This window comes from Psychrobacter sp. TAE2020, from assembly GCF_018919485.1.
Lineage (GTDB): Bacteria > Pseudomonadota > Gammaproteobacteria > Pseudomonadales > Moraxellaceae > Psychrobacter.
In genome coordinates this window covers 656537-677309 of the sequence record NZ_JAHLMU010000001.1, presented here as the reverse complement: position 1 = coordinate 677309, position 20773 = coordinate 656537, and the positions used below count along the sequence as shown (strand labels likewise).

Genomic DNA, 20773 nt, shown 5'->3' with positions numbered 1-20773 from the left:
TTTATTGGCCAGTTGTTTTATAAAGTTACTATTCGCTTATTGGCAGCGGAAATTAATCGTGTATTCGTAATCATCATTACGTGATAGATCCGGTGAGGCTTTACCTAATACTGAACCAACAACAGAGCCAACCTGTCCAAGTAATCGCCCAGCACGCTCATCTAAGATACCGTTATATTTGACTTTATCTTCAACGATGACGACTTGCTTACTGCGACAAGTCTTGCTGGCGCTATCGATAGCGTTTTGTTGCGCTTTGACCTTAGTAACCCCCATTCCTGTGGTCTCAAAAGTAGAATTAGCCCGTTGGATTACTGGTGATGAAGGCGTACTTTGACAGGCGCTCAATAGCAATGCGGCGGCTAGACTTGACGTTAGTGCTAAGGTTTTAGTTACTTTTTTACTACTGATAGCTTTGTTGGAATAAGTATTCATGGGTAATATCCTATAGATGGTACAAAATGAAATAAAGTTATACGAAAAACAATATGAATTTAGCCGATTTGTATCCTTAAGGTCTAGAGGGCAATTGTGTTCGGTGTTACGCTTGTGTTGCCTCTGCTTAAGCAATCTGGCCAAAGCTTTGCTTTAACTAGTGGCACGATGACTGAACTGTAGCTGTTATAAGTAAATTAATAGCAGCACTGGGTATTTATCTTTTTTTATACCTTAATTATCAGCAATATAATTAGTAAATGACTTGAAATATAAACTATTTCTAGGATAATTGACCCTATATTCCTAATCAGTAGTCATACCTATGCTTTTAATTCCTTCTCCTGCTGGCGTGTTAGAAGTCGATGCGCTCTGGCAAAACGACAATCCTAATGATGTTAGCACTGACACTGTGGCTTTATTATGTCATCCCAACCCTCTATTTGAAGGCACGATGAATAATAAAGTGGTGACGACTATGTACCGCTTTGCTCGTGATAGTGGCATGCATGTGGTGCGCTTTAACTTTCGCGGTGTGGGTCAATCTACTGGCGAGCATGATTATGCAGATGGCGAAGTGCTGGATGCTATGACCGTGCTACAATGGCTGGCAGGACAAACCAATGCTCGTAAATTATGGTTAGGTGGCTTTTCTTTTGGCGGTTACGTGACAGCGCGAGTTGCTGAGCAGGTGTTGATGTCCGCACACGTTTGGGGTTTAAGCGACTTTGAAATAGCCAATGTGGCACTTATTTCTCCTTCAATAGAGAAAAACGCTAGTGATGATATCAGCTTGCCTATCGATAAAACTTTTGAGATTTATGGTAGTGCTGATGAGGTCATTGACCCAGCTAATATGCAAGCCTTTGCTGAACATTTAGGGATAGCGGTTAGTGTAGTAGACGGAGCGGGGCACTTTTTTCACGGCCGCTTGTCGGAGCTGAAAAAGTTGCTAGCTGAGCATAGTAGCAATTAGTTAGTACTAGTTAAAATGTTAGCTTTGATGAGTATGGATTTATAGCAGTCTAGTATAAGTTCTGGGTGCTAAGCTTAAGCCGTGTTAACCTAAAGAATGGGTGTGTAAATATTTTTATTACTATCTGAGGCTCAAAACCAGCCCAGATCATTCTGATAAAGTAGCCGTGACTATACTCAGTGCAACACTCAGTGTAAAAGTCATAAGTTAGTAGCGGCTATTGGTATCAACACATTATTTTGTTATTTATTTTGTCTAATGATGAGTCGCATTATGAGTCTATCTCCATTGCAGCGTTACGAGCAAGCCATTGAAAAAGATGGGTTTACTAAAGACGAGCAGCAGTACCTTGCTATGAGTTATCTTGATGATTTGTATAATCAGCTCAATGAAAGTGCTGGGCAAAAGAAAAGGTTTTTTAGCTTTTTAAAAGCTAAGCCTGCTGCGCCAAAAGGCTTGTATATGTGGGGTGGTGTAGGACGTGGTAAAACGTGGATGATGGATATGTTCTATGACTCCTTGACTATAGATCGCAAAATGCGTCAGCACTTCCACCATTTTATGCAACGTGTGCATAAAGAGCTGAATCAGATTCATGGTGAAGCGGACCCGTTAGAAAAAGTGGCTGATATCATTTATAAAGAAGCGGTAGTGATCTGCTTTGATGAGTTTTTTGTTTCCAACGTCTCTGATGCTATGATCTTAGGCGATTTATTTACTATGTTATTTAATCGCGGTGTAACCTTAGTAGCCACATCAAACATCGAGCCATCAGGATTGTATAAAGATGGCCTACATCGTGATCGCTTTATGCCAGCGATTGCTGAAGTTGAAACTAATACCACAGTGATGAACATCGATGCGGGCATAGACTATCGGCTACGAGTTCTACAGCAAGCTGAGTTATATAAATCACCAATGACTCGAGAAAACCACAACTGGTTAGCCAACCGTTTTGCTAGTCTGTCGGCTAATATTAAGATTAGTAGTGATCCTATCGAGATTAATGGGCGTGAAATCAAAATAAATGCCCGTACTGAAACTATTCTGTTTTGTGATTTTCGTCATCTATGTATGCAACCACGTTCAGCGGCAGATTTTATTGAGATTGCCAATCGCTATAGTACCGTGCTAGTCAATGCGGTACCAGCCTTGAACGACGACTTACGTGATCCTACTCGCCGGTTTATTTACCTGGTCGATGAGTTTTATGATCGGCGAGTAAAACTATTGATTCGAGCCGAGCAGTCTATTCTTGACTTGTATCAAGGGGAAAAACTGACTTTTGAGATTGAACGTACGCGCTCACGCTTGCTTGAGATGCAGTCAGAGGACTATCTAAAAATGAAGCATCGCCTTGATGATGTTGCTTAAGCCAAGAGAGCATTGAGCCATTGTTACCGTAATAGGTGAGGATAGTCAGCAAAAGCCATACAAAAACTAGCAATTTTTGTATGGCTTTATTGTTTAATTAAGACAGAATAACTATCAACAAATAATAACGGCTAATTAAAAATTAAAGCTAAGGATAAATAATGAAGACAGTTGAAATTAAAAATATTGATGACATCCAAACTAGTAAAGATAAGTCAAATAAAATTGAAGTAACCAATCAGGATGTAGGCGAAAACCAAGGGAACGATATTAACCTTATCGAATGGATTAATTCCAGACGCAGTATTGGTAACTTAGACACTCCCGCACCGACTCATGAACAAATTCGAGCTGCTGTAGGCTGCGCTGCTACTGCTCCTGACCATAAAAAACTACGCCCATGGCGATTTATCGTTACGGAAGGTGACGCTCGCTATGAACTGGGTCTTGCCTTGGTCACTGCTGCGCAACACAAAGCGGCCATAGATGGTGAAGAGTTGTCTGAAAAAACATTGCATAAAACTGCTAATCTCCCACTACGGGCACCAATGATTATTACGGTCGTTACCCACATGCAAGAACATAAAAAAGTGCCAGCCTTCGAGCAAATGCTTAGCGCTGGTTCGGCGGTACAGAACTTAATCTTAGCGTTAAAGTCGCAAGGATTCAGTACGGTATGGCGTACTGGGTTATTGTGCAATGAGCCTGCGGTAAAGGCTTACTTTGGCGTTGGCGCAGACGATTATGTCACCGCTTTTGTCTACACTGGCACTAGTCCTGCGGATAAACATTTGCGCAAACCTATCGATATTGAGCCGTTACTGCGCTTTGAATCTTAGGCTTAGTTTGCACTTTATCTTTTGCAAGTTCGGACTAAAGCGTTAATATAAAGCTATACCTTTGTATGGCAATTCTATAAGCTGCATAAATAACATCAGATGATCGGATAATGAGATATGAAAAGCTCTAGTAAAAAAAATACTGTCAAACAACTAACGGCTAGTGCAGATACTAATATTAATGATAGTGAGATCAATAGTATCGATACTGATACTGATACTGATGTTAATGACGATCACACTAGTGGCAGTACTGAAAAACAAGGTGGCTTGCTGGCTAGCATTATTGAGCGTGCTACGAAATCAGGGCTAGGGCGCAAAAAGCTGGTTCCAAGCAAAGTAGAAGCAGCAGTAGCCAAAAATATGGCAGAAATCCACAAGACCCCAACGCAATTACGCTTAGCGTTTTTGGGTGGCGGTAGTTTTGGGACTGCTATGGCAAACTTAGCCGCGCGCAATGGCTGTGATACTACGCTTTGGGTAAGAGATAAGCGCATCGTAAAATCTATGGCTAAGCTGCGGATGAATAAAAAGTATTTACCTGGGTTTAAGTTAGATGATCGACTTAAGTTTAATCATGACTTAGCCGCTGCCGTCAAAGACAAAGACATTATATTCCTTGCGGTGCCGAGTTCAGCCTTTCGCGAGACGCTAAAAAATATCGCCCCGTATATTACCGGGCAATCGATCGTGTCGCTGACTAAAGGTATGGAAAAAGATACCTTTGCGATGATGAGTGATATCATCAAAGAAGAGTTGCCAGAAGTGAACTTCGGGGTAATGTCAGGGCCGAATTTGGCTATTGAAATCATGAAGAATATGCCTTCAGCAACGGTCATTGCTAGTCATTCGGAGCCATTGCGTCACGCCGTACAAGCCGCATTACATAGTGCTTTTTTCCGGGTGTTTGCTAGTGATGATATACGGGGCGTGGAACTAGGCGGCGCACTCAAAAATATCTACGCTATTGCTATGGGCATGGCTGCCGCTTACGATGTCGGTGAGAATACTAAAGCGATGTTATTGACTCGAGCATTAGCAGAAATGAGTCGTTTTGGGGTAGAGGAAGGCGCTAATCCTTTGACTTTTTTAGGACTGTCTGGTGTTGGCGATCTATATGCTACTTGTAGCTCTGAGTTGAGCCGTAATTATCGAATAGGTAATATGCTTGGCCGTGGCATGAATATTGATGCTGCGATTAAAAAACTGGGCCAAACCGCTGAAGGAGTTAACACTATTCAGCAAGTGCATGAAAAGGCCAGTAAGCAAGGTATTTATATGCCCATTACTCATGCTTTATATGCGGTTATTTATGAAGACAAAGCAGCATTAGGGGTGGCTCTACATCTTATGGAAGCAGGCTTCCGTAGTGACGTAGAGTTCGTCATGGCGCATGATCACAGCAATGCTGCGCTTAGCGCACAAATGCAAGCGGCTGCACAAGATAATACTGACACTGACACTGACACTGACACTGATGATAAATAGCCGTAAAGGCTAAAGTGTTAAACGTTGGCAAGTGATATAGAAGGAAAGTTATGAAGATTATATTGATGCGTCATGGCCAAGCAGAAGATGAAACTCGTCCTGATAGTGCGCGCCAATTGACTGATTTTGGTCAGCAACAAGCGGCACGAACAGCGCAGTATATTACCGCCAACTATACGCTAGATTATTTAGTAGTCAGTCCTTACACTAGAGCCCAGCAAACCTTGGCCCAGTTACAGTCACGCGCTATCGATGTGCCAGTAAAAATCCAGAACAATATTACTCCCGCTGATGATGCGCATACTGCTTTGGCTACACTGGCTACTATTGACGCTGAGTGCTTAGTAGTGGTCTGCCATATGTCTATTGTGGCTTATATCGCCAGCTTGCTTACCGGCGATAGTCCAGAGAGTTTCGCTTTGGCAGAGGCACGCATCTTCGAGATGGAGTTTGTTATGACTGGCATGGCCACAGAGATCGATCGTTTTGTTCCTATTCAACCCTGAGCAGTCTTAATCACTCATAACTAGTAATAATAAGTGATAGCTAGTGATGATAGTTGGCCTTGATTGATAAAGTACGTTGATAGGGTTAAGATTATAAAGACGTTGTTGATGACAAATCTATAAACAAAATTCGATGCGCATAGCGTACCCTACATCAGATGTTTTGATAAATTGATTTAAGGATGTGCTTGGTGTTACACGTATGGTTAAGAGCGCAGCACAGTCCGCTTGCTGTTTGGCATGAGGCAAATAGTCAATGGCAAACGCTTGAGGGCTGGCAGCAACTGCAGGATTACGTTGGTTATAACGGTTATAAGACCAATAGCAGCAAGACCTTGTGCTTATATTTTCCTACTAGCCATATGCGACAAGTCGATACGGCGTTAAACACCACGCAGCTCAAGCAGTTGGGCAATACTGGCAAACAGTACTTGTTTGAAGAAACTTCGTTAACGCCGATAGAACAATTAGTATTACGGCAAACCACTCAAGCTAATCCGTCTCATCTTTATGCCTTGGCTCAGCACGATATTGAAGCTTGGCAACAAAGCGCCACTTTTGCCGGCTTATCTATTGGGGCCTTATTACCAGACTTTTTATTATTGCCGACGCCAGAAGAGGGTGCCGGACAGCAAGTAGTGCTTTATCAAGACCGCTTTACCACTTTATTGCGCCAAGCTGATTACCAAGGCGTAGCCGTTAGCTATTTGCCATTAATATTTGATCGATTAGCGCATTTAAGCGAAGTTTGCACTCTATCGGCTATTGAGTCTGACAGTGACGCAGGTAATAAAGCTACTAATAACGCTCCTAACCACTCTTTTGCAAGCTCAGTTGATCCTAACACCACTAGTTCGATCATTAATAGTGATAGTGATAGTGATAGTGATGGCCCAGTTGAAATAGTAAACACCGACTTGCCATTAGCGCTGTCTACTATGGGTAACGATAACCCTAATGTGTCAGCAGAGACCGCTCAGATTATTGCTGAACAGCAGCTATTGTTAACACTGCTAGCAGCTAAGCCTAAACCTGTCGAGCGCCCTCAAGGTCATACGCTTAATTTTTTTACTAAATTATCAGATGCTAAGCTTTCACCGTACTTACGAGTAGCGGTCATAGTGGCTTTATCAGCGCTAGTACTGCAAATCGCCACTGATGCTGTACAGTGGTATCGCTACGATGCAGCCGCTACCGCTACTCAGCAAACGATTGGCAAGCAGTATCAAGCTTGGTTTCCTGAAGAGCGTCTAAATCCACGTACTGAACTTGAAACTCAGCTGCGCCCGAAACTACGTACTGATACGCAAGCGTCCTCCTCTATGGCGGCAATGGCACGGATATCGCCCCTTATCAAGCAAGCATCGTTACAAGCGTAATCACTGAGTATACAGCCGACAGCTTTGAGCTTTACCCTGCTAGCGCCGGATCGTAATAGCCTAGATCAGTTCGCCGCCACTTTGAAGGAGCAAGGATTAAATGCTAATTTAGAGCGGATCAGTAGCAATGAGCAGGGACAATTTAGTGGTCAAATTATTGTCAATATAGCGGATAACTCAGCTAGTGAGTCTCTAGCTACTCAAGCCACAGCGGGCAATTTTACTGACTCTTGATAAGGGTTTCAAACTATTTGTTGCTAAAAGCGCTAGGCTAGAGCTGCCCGCTAGAGTAAAAGTTATGACCATTGAAAGGGTATTGGCTAAGATTTATTATTTATAAACAACTATTTAAAAAAGCGTTAATAGTCTTTAGTAGTAAAATCATCATTCACTAGGCTAGTTGATGAGTGTTTTAACGTGTCGCACTAAAGGGAGTATGCCAGTGGCAAGCAGTTGGTCAGCACGTCTAAGTCTTCAACAGGATCTGCTATGGTCACGCTGGCAAGCGCTATCAAGCCGTGATCAGGTGGCCTTGAGTGTTTTGATGGTGTTTTTGATTTTATTTGTTGGCGTTTATGGCGGCTATACGGTTCATCAAGCCGCTAAAGCCAGTAAAGAGGACTATCAACAGCGAGTAACAGATTATTTTTGGCTGCGCTCGCAAGCTACAAATATAGATAGTACGGTGCTAGATAGCCAAAATGATAGTAGTGCCCAGCCACCCGCTAGTAGAGTTAATACTCTATTAAATAGTTCTGGAATTGATAATGCGCAAGTAGTAGCGGAGGGTGACAAAGTGCAACTAAGCTTCACTAATGACAGTCAAGGGGTAGTGAGTGCGGCGTTAGCTAAGCTTGAGCGACAAGGATTACAGTTTAGCCAATTGACTATGCAGCAAGATCTCGCCAGCAAACAGATTCAGGTGCAAGCGACGGTCCCTTTTTAGTACTGATCTTGAAAGTAGCAAGATCAATCACAATTAAATCGTAATAAAACCACAATTCGTCCTTGTAGATAATAATAAAAAGTTATTAGTTATAAAAAGCCCTCAAGGGTAAAACTTATTAGTGGTTGTCGCTTACTATTAAACCTTACTATGAAACTTTATTAGGGATGTTCACTATGAACAATAATTCTGATCCTCATCTTGATCGTCGACCGGATACTAACGTTGACCTCAATGCTGAGCACACACCAGCCTATAATGATGCTTTTATAAGATCGCAACCAACCCATGACTTGTCGCAACAACCTGGCTCTAATCTGACTGATAGCCAGCAACGCTCGTTAGTTGGTTATAATCATATTACTTATCTGCTGTACATACTCAGCTACTTTACGGCTGGTCTATTGTGGATTGTGCCTATAGTAATCAACTATGTTAAGCGCCATGATGCTGATAACACTTGGCTGGCCACACATTTTGACTGGCAGATCAAGACTTTTTGGTACAGTATCTTCTGGTTTATTATTGGCAGTGTCATGGTATTATCAGCCTTCGGAGTGCTAGGTGTTGGTATGTTGGCTGAAAGCAATAACATGGCTTTTGGATCGTTTTTCATAGCAGGCTTAGGAGTATTTATCATTGGCATCGCCTTTATTTGGCACTTATACCGTATTATCCGTGGTTGGATAGCTCTCACTGATAACCGTCCTATTCCTTAATAATCCATATCACCCCTTATCTATAAACGGATGGCTGATAAGCCGATGCCGATGCCGATTGGCAATGCTGAGCATGAAACTTTAGTCTTCGTCCTGTTTAGCTGATATAATCGCTGCGATTATAGTTATGCATCAAATATTATTTGTCTTGTCTTTTTTTTAATTAGGTTAACTGTTGCTATGTCCTACGTTCTATTACGCCCGCTGTTATTCAAGATGGATCCTGAAAACGCTCATGATATTACGCTATCCTTATTGGATAAGGCTCATCGAGCACGGACTTTGGGCTTGATCTATGGCCAACATATGCAGCCGACCACTTGTATGGGTTTACAGTTTTCCAATCCAGTAGGATTGGCAGCTGGGTTGGATAAAAATGGCGACTATATCGATGCACTTGCTGAGCTAGGCTTTGGTTTTATTGAAGTAGGTACGGTGACGCCAAAACCTCAGTTAGGTAATGATAAGCCACGTATGTTTCGAATCAAACAAGCGAACGCTATTATTAACCGGATGGGCTTTAATAATCATGGCGTTGATTATCTAATTGAAAAAGTTAAACAGTGCAAATATAAAGGCAATATAGGTATTAATATTGGCAAGAATGCTAGTACTCCTGTAGAGAAAGCGGCAGATGATTACGTCTATTGTCTAGAGCGTGTCTATCCTCATGCTTCTTATATTACCGTTAATATCTCCTCGCCAAATACTGAAAATCTTCGTGATTTACAAAGCGGTGAAGCACTTACTCATCTGTTAGAGCGTATAAAAAATCGTCATAGCCAACTGGCTACAGAGTATGGATTCTATGTGCCGCTAGTATTAAAAGTAGCCCCTGACTTAGAGCCGTTACAAGTCGATTACATCTCGCAACAACTATTAGATTTTGAGATTGATGGTCTAATCGCCACTAACACTACCTTAAGCCGAGTAGGGGTTGAGGATTTGCGTGATGGTGACCAAATGGGTGGTCTTTCTGGGCGTCCAGTCAGTCACATTAGTACTCAAATATTAAGACAGTTCTCTGATCAATTAGAAGGTAAAGTAGCATTAATCGGTGTCGGTGGTATCGATAGCGGTGAAAAAGCAGTAAAGAAAATCACTGCAGGTGCTGAGCTAGTACAGCTTTATACTGGTTTGATATATCGAGGTCCAGGTCTAGTGCAGTCTTGTATTCAAGCTATTGGCGGTTATTATGATGCGTTGGAAACCGAGTTATCGTAAGGCTCAGTCAAGTCAATAACATAATAAGGCGGTGGTTATGAGTGGCATAGATATTATCATTGCCGTAGTGGTACTAATTGGTTTATGGCGCGGTTTTCAAGTAGGGCTAATAAAAACAGCAGTCGGTTTGGCTGGCTGGTTTATTGCTTTGATCGCCGCCACTCGTTTAGCAAGCTCGGTTGCCCCCCAGTTATCATCAATAGTACAAAACCCAGTTTTACAAACAGCCTTAGCATTTTTAGCAGTAGTCATTGTCATTCTGACAGTGATGCATTCGCTAGCCTTTGTATTCTCAAGTGCGCTAAGAACTTTGCGTTTAGGTATAGTCGATAAGATGGCTGGCGGCGTATTAGGCGCAGCAAAAAACGTGTTAGTAATCTTAGTTATACTAAGTATCAGCGCGCCATTATTAGTACAAACACCGCAATGGCAAGCTTCAGTTATAGCCCCTGAACTATTGCCTTATGCTCCTATAGGTAAGGCTTTAGCTGCTGATGTGTTAGGGGCTGCTTGGGATCAAATCAACCAATCCTAAGCCCTAATCAGTAAGCTATTCAACTATCACTACTTTGTGATCAAATTGACAATCACCTCATTACTACTATTTGTCTAACAACAGGATATATCTATGTGTGGAGTCGTTGGAGTTGCAGCTCATGAGCCAGTCAACCAAATTCTTTATGATGCGTTAACTATGCTACAGCATCGCGGGCAAGATGCGGCAGGTATCGTAACTTTGCAAGATGGACGACTATATCTGCGTAAAGAAAACGGCATGGTTCGCGATGTGTTTATGAACCGTCATATGCTTAAGCTAGTGGGTAAGTTCGGTATTGGTCACGTGCGTTATCCGACTGCGGGTACTTCAAGTAGTGCTGAGGCCCAGCCTTTCTATGTCAATTCTCCTTACGGCATAACTCTAGCGCACAATGGCAACTTGACTAACGCTGAGAGTTTGGCTAAGTCGCTGTATATTGAAGATCGTCGCCATCTTAATACTGATTCAGATTCAGAGGTTTTGCTAAATGTATTTGCTCATGAAATGCAAAGTTTAGACAAAACTCATCCAACTGCTGAAGATATTTTTTCTGCGGTAAAAGCAGTTTATGGTCGTGTTGAAGGGGCTTATGCGGTAGTCGCACTGATAACCGGTCATGGTCTATTAGCGTTCCGTGATCCTAACGGTATCCGACCATTGATTTTTGGTGAGCGTATAGCGGCTAATGGGGGTACTGAGTATATGGTTGCCTCAGAGTCAGTAGCGCTATCAAGCTCAGGATTTAAGATCGTTCGTGACGTTAAACCTGGTGAAGCGATCTTTATTGACCTTAATCATCAGTTGCATACTCATCAATGTGTAGAGCCAAAAGAGTATACCCCATGTATTTTTGAATATGTGTACTTTGCGCGTCCTGACTCTATTATGGATAATATTTCGGTCTATAAATCACGCTTACGTATGGGTGAAAAGTTAGGACAAAAAATTCTTAAAGAGTGGGGGGAGGATCACGATATTGACGTGGTCATTCCTATTCCTGATACCTCACGTACTTCAGCGATGGAACTGGCGCTGATGATGAATATTAAGTATCGTGAAGGCTTTATGAAAAACCGCTATATTGGCCGCACCTTTATTATGCCCGGTCAGCAACAACGCAAGAAGTCAGTAAGACAAAAGCTCAGTGCAGTACCGTTAGAATTTAAAGGTAAAAACGTGTTATTAGTGGATGATTCCATCGTCCGTGGTACTACTTGTCATGAAATCATTCAAATGGCACGTGATGCTGGTGCGCGCAAAGTATTCTTTGCTAGTGCAGCGCCTCCAGTGATATATCCTAATGTCTATGGCATAGATATGCCAGTGCGTAGTGAGCTTATTGCTGCTGGTCATACTGTCGAGGAAGTACGCGAGATCATCGGTGCTGATCGCTTGATTTTCCAAGATTTAGATGACTTAATCGATGCGGTAAAAGACACTAAGCATAGTACAGTTGAAGGCTTTGATTGTGCGGTATTTAATGGCTGCTATATCACTGGTCAAATTAATGAAGCTTATCTTGACCATTTACAAGAACAGCGTAGCGAAAGCGCTAAAACTGGCAAAAAAGGTATGCAAATAGTTGCCGATACCCCAGTAGATATGATGGGTATAGCTGAGCTATAAGATTTAATTGGTAAGCTTCGATGATTAGACTTCGATGATTAAGTTTTAATTATTAAGTCTCAATGACTAACTTTTATTAGCAATTATAACAAAAGGCTGGGTTCATATCGAATCCAGCCTTTTTATTTATTGCGTCGTTAGTTTAAAAAACGATCAAATAACCACAGCAAACCATTTAGAGCGGCGATACCAACCACCATACTAACTAGCAATTGACGGCTAATATGATAGATTGATAATACTAAAACCAGCGCTCCTATTTGCGCCAATACTAAATGCAGCTCCGCACTATTTATGGCTGTAGCTAGGCTTAAATTTTGATAGCTAATACTAGTTAGAACTAATAACACTAAGACGGATAACGGTAGACTCTCATTAAGTCGATGCAGCCAAGGCTGATCCATTAACTTCTGTGGGATTAACGCTGGAATAGCCCGAGTAATAAAAGTGACCGCTGCCATCGCTAGGGTTGCGGCTATTAAATAACTACTAGTCATTAGCCTCTCCAAGGGTTTTATTGAGCCAATAACCACGTGCCAATATTAGCAGCATACAAATGATGATAGCGACTAGTAATAGCCAGTTGCTGGTGAATAGCGAGGCCACAACTAAGCCGATGACCGCGATACCGATAGGGAAGTAGCGTTTGATATTTTGAAACTGCTCATAAGCCAAAATGACAAACAAACAAACCAAGGCAAAATCTAAATGCGGTACTAAATCGTCAAGAGCACTGCCTATCAGTACCCCAACGGTGCTTGCCAGCACCCACCAGCTTTGATTGAATAAACTTATTGGTAATATCAGCGCTTGCCGAGACTCAGCGGGTAAGCTAGTCATTACTGAGAAAGTCTCATCGGTTAAGGCAAACAGACAATAGGCTTTGGCCAGCTTATTAGTCGGCAAATACTTCAACAGCGGTACTCCATAGAATATATGGCGCAGATTGATGGCAGCGATATTAGTGGCGATGCTACCTATAGGTAAGCCTGCGCTTAGCATCGGTAAGCAAGCGTACTGTGCAGCGCCAGCATATAGAATGATACTGAGCATAATAGTGGCCCAGATAGGCACGCCTGCGACTTGAGCGAGTACCCCAAACGCTATACCAGCTGGCAAGTAACCCATAGCTACAGGAACGCTTTTTTTAAAACCTGCAGCCCATTGGTAACTGGGCTGCGCTTGAGAATAAGTGTCCACAGGATGTCCTAAGTGCTGATGATTTTATAAACAGTATGGTTCACTACAAAATCAATCATGATTATCAATTGCTTGTTAGTCTGGTAGCCTACTAGCTGTGGCTTGTTATTTTTACGGCTTATTTTACCGCTTTATTGTTAATAGCCATAGCTTAAAGGGCTACTTAACGCGCTACCTAATTTATTACTTAGTTTATTGCCTGATTTATTTATAAGTCAGGCTGTAAAATTTCATAACTACCCGTTCGTTGGGCTCGATATAGATACACTCCAAGTACTAACATCCTTAGTATTAATATGCACCAGACGCTGAGCCAAATACCAGTCATAGCATACTGCCGATACAGTAGCCAACTAATGGGGAAGAAGATAGCTGCCCATATTAACGCCGCATTGCGGATCACACTGCCAGCGGTTAAACCAAAGAATATTCCATCGAGCCAGTAAGCCCCTACGCCTATTATCGGTAATAATATGGCATAATTTTTATATGCATTAGCCAAACTTAGGACTGGCTCAATGTTAGTCATTAACTCTAAATATATCGGTGTAAACAACCACCAAATTAAACTAAGAACTATTGCTAATCCATAGCTGACTATGCCAGTACGTTTGACGATGATACTAAAGCGTTGCCAATCACGTCGTCCTGCCGCTTGACCAGTTAGAGTCTCACCGGATACGGCTACACCATCTAAGGCAAAAGCTGAAATACTCAATATCTGCAATAAGATGGCGTTGGCTGCTAGTACTAAATCGCCACTTTGTGCTGACAAGCGAGTGACCCAAGCAAAGCTCAAGGTCAGTATTAAGGTGCGAATAAAAATATCTTTATTTAACGAAAATAGCCTAAACATCTTAGACTTAGTAAAGCGCTCTGGGTCAATAGTAAATAGCTCTCGCCAGCTTATTTTTAGATTTTTACGGCTAAGCCATAACGCTAATAGTATCCCTGACCAAAAGGCTATAGTGGTTCCTAAAGCCACACCTGCTATACCCATTTGCATCACGTAAACAAAGAACAAGGTCAGAATGATATTAGCAACAGCAATAAATCCTTGTTGATAAAGCATGTATCGAGTTTTACCTTGTCCTGCAAACCAGCCGATAAAGGCAAAGTTCATCAGCTCAGCTATCACTCCCCAAAAGCGCACATTTAGATAGGTTTTTGCGGCTAGACCACTGTCAGGGTTGGCCGATAAGGCTCTTAAACCAAAGTCAATCAGCCAAGGCTTTGCAAGCAGTAATACGCCGCCAATAATAAAAGCTAACAGCAATGCCCGTTGTAGTATGGCCAATAAAGGAGAGGGGTTAATCGCAGTGCTGCTGCCACCACTGGAAGCTAGATGACGGTTATCGGCCATCTGACCTAACGCTTGAGCAGATAGACCAGAGGAGGCATATTGCAAGAAGTTAAAACTCACCAATAATAACGACAGCAGCTGAATAGCCAAACCCATACCAGCAAGCTTTGCCGCATCATCCATATTACCGACGATAGCAGTATCGATAACGCTTTGTAGCGGCATGGCCAAGTTAGCAAGCATAACTGGTACGGCAATACTGATGATATGCTGATAGCGAGTATCTATAGGGGCTAAAGTGGTTGATGCTATAGTAGAGGACATGGAGGAATCACTTAGGTAAAAACATAAAATAGTCTGCCTATCATCTTATTTTGAGCCTCGATGATAGTGCGACTTGATAAGTATTGGCTGTTGCACAAGCGCTGCTAACGATGACTATTAAAACTCTTATTTAACTCATAATAAAGACGTTATTCTAACGGCTGTTAATTAAAAGACTGTTAAAACAAATATTATTAAAAAGACAAAAGCACCTATAAGTTAGGTGCTTTTATCGATGTCGGTGATAAAGAACTAATGACTAGTGATTAACGAGTAGCAATCAATAATCAACAACGGTTAGCTCTAGACCCGCAATAAACGATATTTATTCTTGTTCGAACATTTTTGGATCATTAAAATTTACGATCTCTTCTTCAAACTCAGGTTTTACTTTTACTATGAAGTCATCACGTGATAGACCCATCGCCAATGGAATAGAGCTGGAGATATAAGTAGAAGAGTAAGTACCCGCTAGCAAACCTATAAATAGAGCTACTGAGAACCAGTATAGACCATCGCCGCCTAAGAACAGCATAGCCAATACTACTAGTAGTACGGTTGAGATAGTCATAATGGTACGGCGTAGAGTCTCAGTCAATGACAGATCAACCGTTTGACGTGGAGTCATACCTCGGACGCGGCGGAAGTTCTCACGAATACGGTCATAGACGACAATAGTATCATTCAGTGAATAACCAATCAGGGCCAAAATAGCCGCTAACACTGTTAAGTCAAACGGAAAACCGAACAGCGCAAACACACCAATCGTGACGATAGCATCATGAAATAGCGATATCACAGCGCCAAGAGCCAGTTTGAACTGAAAGCGCAAAGCCACGTAACCAAGCATACTAAGTAACGCTAACACTAAAGCCATAATTGAATTTAGGTAAATCTCATTACCTACTTGGCTACCAATAATATTGACATTATTGATTTCAACATTGTTATTTGGCAATGCTAAGGCTTTTTCGAGATTAGTATTGAGTCCACTAACATCGTCAGACTGTGGCGGTAAGCGAATCAGCAGCTCATCACGTGTTCCTAAGTACTGCACTACCGCATCGTCAAAACCATTATCAGCCAACGCTTTTACTACAGTGACTTGTTCAACAGGCTGCTGATATTTTATATCAGCTGATACGCCACCAGTGAAGTCAAGACCGAAGTTTAGGCCGTTGACTGCAATAGCAATAATACTAGCAATAACCAATATTATCGATAGAATGGCCATCGGCTTTTCTATACTCATAAATGGAATAATACGCTGATCACCAAGAGCTTTAATACCGCCCTCAGCATTAGCCGCTTCAAGTTCAGCGGTGCTATCCCTACCATCAATGGGCTCATAATTAGCTACTGATGATGGTGCTGTCAGTGCTTGTCTAGATTTTTCACCACGAGTTTTGCTATTAGCAGATTTCGTATTGGTTTCAACTTCTGCTTTAATAGTCGATTTATTGGTTTGGGTGTTGCTGCCCTTACCATCACGACGCGGATTATTACGACGGCGACGTGTTTTGTCACTAGGGTTGCTATTATTGCTGTCTGGACCACCACCTGAACTGTTTGAAGTCGGTGTGTTTTCTTTATTGGTGGGATTATTACTTTCAATCGCCATGTGTTTCTCCTAACCGATGCTCAAACGTTTGAGTGATTTGCGCTTACCATAAGCAAGTTGTACTAATGCGCGCGTGACCAAGATAGCAGTGAATAGCGAGCTGATGATACCTATAGCTAAGGTAATCGCAAAACCTTTGATTGGACCAGTACCAATAGCAAATAGAATAAAAGCAACTATTAAAGTAGTGATGTTGGCATCAAAAATACTACTAAAAGCACGATCAAAGCCGGCACTAATAGCGCTCTTTGGCCGGACGCCGTTGGCTAGCTCTTCTCGTATGCGCTCAAAGATCAGCACGTTGGCATCAACCGCCATACCTATAGTCAATACAATACCGGCAATACCAGGCAAGGTTAGTGACGAGCCTAAAATAGACATAATTGAAATAATAATTATCACGTTCACCGCCAAAGCAAGGTTGGCGATGACCCCAAACAAGCGATAGAAGATAATCATAAAGGCGAATACAAGCAAGTAACCTACTTGCGTTGAGAATAAGCCTTTATCAATGTTTTCTTGCCCTAATGAGGGACCAATAGTACGCTCTTCAACGAAATACATAGGGGCTGCAAGTGCGCCTGAGCGTAACAGTAGTGCCAGCTCTGCAGCTTCAGCACTGCTATCAAGACCAGTAATACGAAATGAAGACCCTAGTACTGCTTGAATATTGGCACGATTGATTACTTTAGTTTCAGAGTAAGGGGTACGTATTTCAGTTAACTCACCCGTTGTAGGATTCTCTTCATAAGTAATTCTTTGCTTATTTTCAATAAACAATACTGCCATCTGATCGCCAACAGCAGTACGAGTGGCATTCTGCATCAGCTTACCACCAGCACTATCCAAGGTGATACTGACTTCAGGCTGACCACTTTCTGGATCGATATTGGTCTGTGCATCCGTGACCTTTTCACCAGTGACAATAGCTTTACGCTCTAATAGTACTGGAGGACCATCGAGGGTCTCAAAAGGAAAGGCTTCAGTGCCTGCAGGAGCAATACCACCAGTGAAGTTTTCACTGCCTTTGGCAACCATTCTGAATTCAAGATTAGCCGTACGACCTAGTACACGCTTAGCTTCTGCAGGATCTTGAATACCAGGCAGCTCAACGACGATACGACTAGAGCCTTGTGACTGTACTAAAGCTTCCGAAACGCCAAGCTCGCTAATTCGGTTACGTAGAGTATTCAGGTTTTGATTGACCGCATAGCTGTTGATCTCATCTAGCTTAGCATCGTTATAGGCCATTATTAGGGATGGACCTTGCTCATCGATAGAGGATTGCAAGCTAAAGTCATTACCCATCGCTGCTTGTAGAATATTCTGAGCACGATTACGAGTGTCAGTATCAGCAAAATGTAAAGCGATACTTTGCTTTTCGGTTTTAATGCCCTTTATAGCCACACGTTCAGCACGCAAGCTACTACGTGCATCACGACTAGCACTACTCAGACGCTGCTTAATCGCTTCATCCATGTCTACTTCTAAGACAAAACGTACTCCGCCACGCAAATCCAAGCCCAGTTTCATCGGTCTAGCACCAATATCACGTAGCCATTGGGGTGTTGTTTGTGCTGAGTTTAAGGCGACCACATAGTCATCGCCTAAGTTCTGAACTAAAACCTCTTTGGCTTTTAGCTGAGTGACAGAGTTGTCGAGACGTAATAGCGCACTATTACCCTCAAAGCTACCACCTTTGTAGCTCACATTAGCTTCATCGAGCAAACTTTGTGACTGAGTCAAGACACTTTCAGATAGCTGTGTCCCAGCTGCAGCACTAGTAATTTGTACTGCTGGCTCATCAGGATAAAGATTAGGCGCTGCATAAAGACCGGCAACTATGAGCACGATGATAATGACGAAGTATTTCCAAGCAGGATATTGCATAATCACTTCTTTATGTTAATAAAATATTGGCGATGCAGGCCACAAGTAAGCACAAAATGACCGTAAGTAATGAACGGTCATTTTGTAGGATTATATAAGAGCAGGCTAATACAGTAATAAAGTTTCTAGACGGCCAGCGTTGTTGAACCAACTTAGACGCTTTCAATAGTGCCTTTAGGCAATACTGAGATGACCGAAGCACGTTGTACTTTAATATCGGTGTTGTTATTCAAGCTGACGATAGCATAATCGCCTTCTAGGGTTTTGATACGACCCATCAGTCCACCAGCGAAAATAATCTCGCTACCGACAGTAAGGGCAGTAACCATAGCGCGATGCTCTTTAGTACGTTTAGATTGGGGACGAATCACCAAAAAGTAAAAGATAGCAAAAAAGGCTACAGGAAGTAAGATTTGACCGAATATCGAAGCGCCGCCAGCAGTTTCAGCAGCGTGGGCTGACTGGATAAAAAAGCTCATAAGTTCTCTCAGTGAGTTGCAGATAACAATAAAATTAGACGCATAGTAACAAAAATTCTTCCACTTAGTAACTGTTAATCATAAGCTGAGAGTATATTTATACGCTAAGACAGACAGTTTTGAAAGATATTGACATGCAACTTAGCTCAGATATAAGGATTAGTCGTTCTATACACAAGAGTGAAAGCAAAACTTGAAAAAATAAAAATCAGATAAAATGACAAATTATTGTTAAAGCACAGCATCAATGCTACTATCAAAACGTTAAAATGGTCTATATTGAACGATAATAGTAGATTGTTTAATCCTTTTTAAGTCCTCTTAATATTCAGGTTACCTACCTTGTTGCCCATTTTTTTGTTTGTACCTCGTTTATGTCGTCAGCGCGCTCATAGTGAACCAGCGTCCGCGAAACCTCCCCCGACGACGCTTGCCTCTTTAGGCAGCTACTCATATCAGCATAACTACCAGCATAGTTATCTTAGGCTTTTTAGTAAGCCTTTAACTATAGTTGCGCTGTTGTTATTATCCCTATTATTTATGTTCCCTTATCCGGCTTTTGCTGCCGAAGCCCTCGCTGAACCAAGCACTAGCAATGTTATGCTGCTAATAGGCTTTGTTAGTATGGCGATTGGTCTGTCTTTTGTCTGTTCAATGGCCGAGTCTGTTCTGCTTAGCATGACTCCGTCATACATTGCAGATGTACAAGAAAGCAATCCCAAAAAAGCCAAAATGCTCAAACGCTTAAAACAAGATAGTGTTGATCAGTCTTTGGCGGCCATCCTAACTTTAAATACGATTGCCAACACTTTAGGATCTATTGGTGCTGGTGCGCAAGCAACAATCGTATTCGGTAGTGCTTGGTTTGGCTTATTTTCAGCTTTGATGACTCTGGCTATTTTAACCTTTTCTGAAATCATACCCAAAACTTTGGGAACGGTGTATTGGCGGCAGTTAAGCGGATTAGTAGCTTATTTCGTCCGCGGTATTATCATCTTGCTGTATCCGATTATTTGGTTGTCTGAACGTTTAACCAAACTATTGGTTGGTGGTAAAGACACCAATGTGTTTAGCCGTCGTGAGTTTGCCGCTTTAACTAGCATAGGGGAAGAGGCTGGGCAAATCGATCCGTTAGAGGCTCGTATTATTCGTAACTTGCTAGCCTTTGGGGCGATAAAAGTCGAAGATATTATGACTCCGCGTTCGGTCATGCTGGCATTTGAGCAAAGTAAAACAGTCGCTGAAGTGATGGCTGATCGACCAAAACTAACTTTTTCTCGCTTACCTATATATGAAGGTGACTTGGACAACATAACTGGTTTTGTATTAAAAACGGACATGCTACTGGCAAAAGTAAATCATGCAGTACACAAACCTTTAACTCAGTTTCAACGCGAAATTAGCTTTGTATTTTCCAAGATGAAACTTTTTGATCTGCTCGAATTGATGTTAAAGAACCGTATTCATATTGCCATTACAGTGGGTGAGTATGGTGAAGTCAAAGGGCTAGTTACTTTAGAGGATGTGTTCGAGACCCTATTGGGTTTAGAGATTGTCGACGAGATTGATCGGGTTGAGGATATGCAGGCGCTAGCACGGCAAATGATGGACAGACGAGTAGAGCGCTTAGGGATGAAGCTCAGCGATGATGAAGATTATCATAACTAGACTTTTTACTACTTATCTTATAAGCAATTAGATATACGGCTGTTAATATGGCATAACTGCCAATGTTACAGCCGCTAGCGCTAGTGTATAAATATTTATTTCAAAATGTTACAGTTGTTATAGCTATGACCTATCAATAGTCATATAGACCGTTACATGAGTGTTAGAAATTAGTGATAGGCTAAAACAATGACTACTTAAGGTCTACTCAACTGACCCTAAACCTCTAGTATTTAGC

General features: G+C 42.0%; 20 protein-coding genes. 13 read left to right on the top strand and 7 right to left on the bottom strand.

The genetic code is table 11. The features are described 5' to 3' along the window. Positions 1 to 36: 36 nt before the first annotated feature. Positions 37 to 435 carry a hypothetical protein gene (locus KPY62_RS02650; RefSeq protein WP_216580704.1) on the bottom strand — a complete coding sequence of 133 codons (399 nt, stop codon included), beginning with the start codon at positions 433 to 435 and terminating at the stop codon, positions 37 to 39. A 325-nt stretch (positions 436 to 760) separates the two neighbouring features. Between KPY62_RS02650 and KPY62_RS02645 the strand changes: the two genes are divergently transcribed. The 12 genes from KPY62_RS02645 (at position 761) to purF (ending at position 12050) form a co-directional block, all read left to right on the top strand. Continuing rightward, positions 761 to 1411: an alpha/beta hydrolase gene (locus tag KPY62_RS02645; RefSeq protein WP_216580703.1), complete on the top strand. Its 651-nt coding sequence runs from the start codon at positions 761 to 763 to the stop codon at positions 1409 to 1411. A gap of 273 nt (positions 1412 to 1684) precedes the next feature. Beyond that, positions 1685 to 2785, top strand: coding sequence for a cell division protein ZapE (gene zapE, locus KPY62_RS02640; RefSeq protein WP_216580702.1), 1101 nt, complete (start codon positions 1685 to 1687; stop codon positions 2783 to 2785). A gap of 161 nt (positions 2786 to 2946) precedes the next feature. Continuing rightward, positions 2947 to 3624 carry a nitroreductase gene (locus KPY62_RS02635; RefSeq protein WP_216580701.1) on the top strand — a complete coding sequence of 226 codons (678 nt, stop codon included), beginning with the start codon at positions 2947 to 2949 and terminating at the stop codon, positions 3622 to 3624. Between the two features lie 117 nt (positions 3625 to 3741). Next, a complete protein-coding gene (locus tag KPY62_RS02630) occupies positions 3742 to 5112 on the top strand; it encodes an NAD(P)H-dependent glycerol-3-phosphate dehydrogenase (RefSeq protein WP_216580700.1) in 1371 nt (456 codons plus the stop codon). A gap of 50 nt (positions 5113 to 5162) precedes the next feature. Then, entirely contained in the window at positions 5163 to 5618 is a 456-nt protein-coding gene (gene sixA, locus KPY62_RS02625) for a phosphohistidine phosphatase SixA (RefSeq protein ID WP_216580699.1), read from the top strand. 191 nt (positions 5619 to 5809) lie between these two features. Next, positions 5810 to 6997 (top strand): type II secretion system protein GspL, encoded by a 1188-nt coding sequence (locus tag KPY62_RS02620; RefSeq protein WP_228730536.1) that lies wholly within the window; start codon positions 5810 to 5812, stop codon positions 6995 to 6997. Positions 6998 to 7021: 24 nt separating this feature from the next. Further along, positions 7022 to 7231 carry a hypothetical protein gene (locus KPY62_RS13650; RefSeq protein WP_228730535.1) on the top strand — a complete coding sequence of 70 codons (210 nt, stop codon included), beginning with the start codon at positions 7022 to 7024 and terminating at the stop codon, positions 7229 to 7231. Between the two features lie 169 nt (positions 7232 to 7400). Beyond that, on the top strand, positions 7401 to 7943 hold the full coding sequence (gene gspM, locus KPY62_RS02615; RefSeq protein WP_216580698.1) for a type II secretion system protein GspM: 543 nt from the start codon (positions 7401 to 7403) through the stop codon (positions 7941 to 7943). 176 nt (positions 7944 to 8119) lie between these two features. After that, positions 8120 to 8662, top strand: a complete 543-nt coding sequence (locus KPY62_RS02610; protein ID WP_228730534.1) for a DUF4870 family protein — start codon at positions 8120 to 8122, stop codon at positions 8660 to 8662. Between the two features lie 180 nt (positions 8663 to 8842). After that, positions 8843 to 9886: a quinone-dependent dihydroorotate dehydrogenase gene (locus tag KPY62_RS02605; protein ID WP_216580697.1), complete on the top strand. Its 1044-nt coding sequence runs from the start codon at positions 8843 to 8845 to the stop codon at positions 9884 to 9886. Positions 9887 to 9923: 37 nt separating this feature from the next. Beyond that, complete coding sequence (locus tag KPY62_RS02600; RefSeq protein WP_216580696.1) at positions 9924 to 10421, top strand: CvpA family protein; 498 nt, start codon at positions 9924 to 9926, stop codon at positions 10419 to 10421. A gap of 93 nt (positions 10422 to 10514) precedes the next feature. Then, positions 10515 to 12050: an amidophosphoribosyltransferase gene (purF, locus tag KPY62_RS02595; RefSeq protein ID WP_216580695.1), complete on the top strand. Its 1536-nt coding sequence runs from the start codon at positions 10515 to 10517 to the stop codon at positions 12048 to 12050. Between the two features lie 137 nt (positions 12051 to 12187). Here purF and KPY62_RS02590 read toward each other — a convergent pair whose 3' ends face one another. The 6 genes from KPY62_RS02590 to yajC form a co-directional block, all read right to left on the bottom strand. Next, on the bottom strand, positions 12188 to 12547 hold the full coding sequence (locus KPY62_RS02590) for an AzlD domain-containing protein (RefSeq protein WP_216580694.1): 360 nt from the start codon (positions 12545 to 12547) through the stop codon (positions 12188 to 12190). Continuing rightward, positions 12540 to 13178: an AzlC family ABC transporter permease gene (locus tag KPY62_RS02585; protein ID WP_216583054.1), complete on the bottom strand. Its 639-nt coding sequence runs from the start codon at positions 13176 to 13178 to the stop codon at positions 12540 to 12542. Before KPY62_RS02585 ends, KPY62_RS02590 begins: the two co-directional genes overlap by 8 nt. 280 nt (positions 13179 to 13458) lie before the next feature. Next, positions 13459 to 14877, bottom strand: a complete 1419-nt coding sequence (locus KPY62_RS02580) for an MATE family efflux transporter (RefSeq protein ID WP_216580693.1) — start codon at positions 14875 to 14877, stop codon at positions 13459 to 13461. A gap of 325 nt (positions 14878 to 15202) precedes the next feature. After that, positions 15203 to 16498: a protein translocase subunit SecF gene (secF, locus tag KPY62_RS02575; protein WP_228730533.1), complete on the bottom strand. Its 1296-nt coding sequence runs from the start codon at positions 16496 to 16498 to the stop codon at positions 15203 to 15205. A gap of 9 nt (positions 16499 to 16507) precedes the next feature. Further along, complete coding sequence (secD, locus tag KPY62_RS02570; RefSeq protein ID WP_216580692.1) at positions 16508 to 18388, bottom strand: protein translocase subunit SecD; 1881 nt, start codon at positions 18386 to 18388, stop codon at positions 16508 to 16510. A gap of 152 nt (positions 18389 to 18540) precedes the next feature. Next, positions 18541 to 18867, bottom strand: a complete 327-nt coding sequence (yajC, locus tag KPY62_RS02565; RefSeq protein WP_201622188.1) for a preprotein translocase subunit YajC — start codon at positions 18865 to 18867, stop codon at positions 18541 to 18543. 540 nt (positions 18868 to 19407) lie between these two features. Here yajC and KPY62_RS02560 point away from each other — a divergent pair. Further along, a complete protein-coding gene (locus KPY62_RS02560; protein WP_216580691.1) occupies positions 19408 to 20535 on the top strand; it encodes a CNNM domain-containing protein in 1128 nt (375 codons plus the stop codon). Positions 20536 to 20773: the final 238 nt, after the last annotated feature.

Bases quoted from the DNA above. Each gene is read 5' to 3' on its own strand.
- KPY62_RS02605 (WP_216580697.1), top strand. From the start codon at position 8,843: ATGTCCTACGTTCTATTACGCCCGCTGTTATTCAAGATGGATCCTGAA.
- sixA (WP_216580699.1), top strand. From the start codon at position 5,163: ATGAAGATTATATTGATGCGTCATGGCCAAGCAGAAGATGAAACTCGT.
- KPY62_RS02635 (WP_216580701.1), top strand. From the start codon at position 2,947: ATGAAGACAGTTGAAATTAAAAATATTGATGACATCCAAACTAGTAAA.
- KPY62_RS02585 (WP_216583054.1), bottom strand. From the start codon at position 13,178: ATGGGTTACTTGCCAGCTGGTATAGCGTTTGGGGTACTCGCTCAAGTC.
- KPY62_RS02600 (WP_216580696.1), top strand. From the start codon at position 9,924: ATGAGTGGCATAGATATTATCATTGCCGTAGTGGTACTAATTGGTTTA.
- KPY62_RS02645 (WP_216580703.1), top strand. From the start codon at position 761: ATGCTTTTAATTCCTTCTCCTGCTGGCGTGTTAGAAGTCGATGCGCTC.
- KPY62_RS02560 (WP_216580691.1), top strand. From the start codon at position 19,408: ATGTTCCCTTATCCGGCTTTTGCTGCCGAAGCCCTCGCTGAACCAAGC.
- KPY62_RS02590 (WP_216580694.1), bottom strand. From the start codon at position 12,547: ATGACTAGTAGTTATTTAATAGCCGCAACCCTAGCGATGGCAGCGGTC.
- gspM (WP_216580698.1), top strand. From the start codon at position 7,401: ATGAGTGTTTTAACGTGTCGCACTAAAGGGAGTATGCCAGTGGCAAGC.
- zapE (WP_216580702.1), top strand. From the start codon at position 1,685: ATGAGTCTATCTCCATTGCAGCGTTACGAGCAAGCCATTGAAAAAGAT.
- KPY62_RS02580 (WP_216580693.1), bottom strand. From the start codon at position 14,877: ATGTCCTCTACTATAGCATCAACCACTTTAGCCCCTATAGATACTCGC.
- KPY62_RS02630 (WP_216580700.1), top strand. From the start codon at position 3,742: ATGAAAAGCTCTAGTAAAAAAAATACTGTCAAACAACTAACGGCTAGT.
- secD (WP_216580692.1), bottom strand. From the start codon at position 18,388: ATGCAATATCCTGCTTGGAAATACTTCGTCATTATCATCGTGCTCATA.
- secF (WP_228730533.1), bottom strand. From the start codon at position 16,498: ATGGCGATTGAAAGTAATAATCCCACCAATAAAGAAAACACACCGACT.
- yajC (WP_201622188.1), bottom strand. From the start codon at position 18,867: ATGAGCTTTTTTATCCAGTCAGCCCACGCTGCTGAAACTGCTGGCGGC.
- purF (WP_216580695.1), top strand. From the start codon at position 10,515: ATGTGTGGAGTCGTTGGAGTTGCAGCTCATGAGCCAGTCAACCAAATT.
- KPY62_RS02650 (WP_216580704.1), bottom strand. From the start codon at position 435: ATGAATACTTATTCCAACAAAGCTATCAGTAGTAAAAAAGTAACTAAA.
- KPY62_RS02610 (WP_228730534.1), top strand. From the start codon at position 8,120: ATGAACAATAATTCTGATCCTCATCTTGATCGTCGACCGGATACTAAC.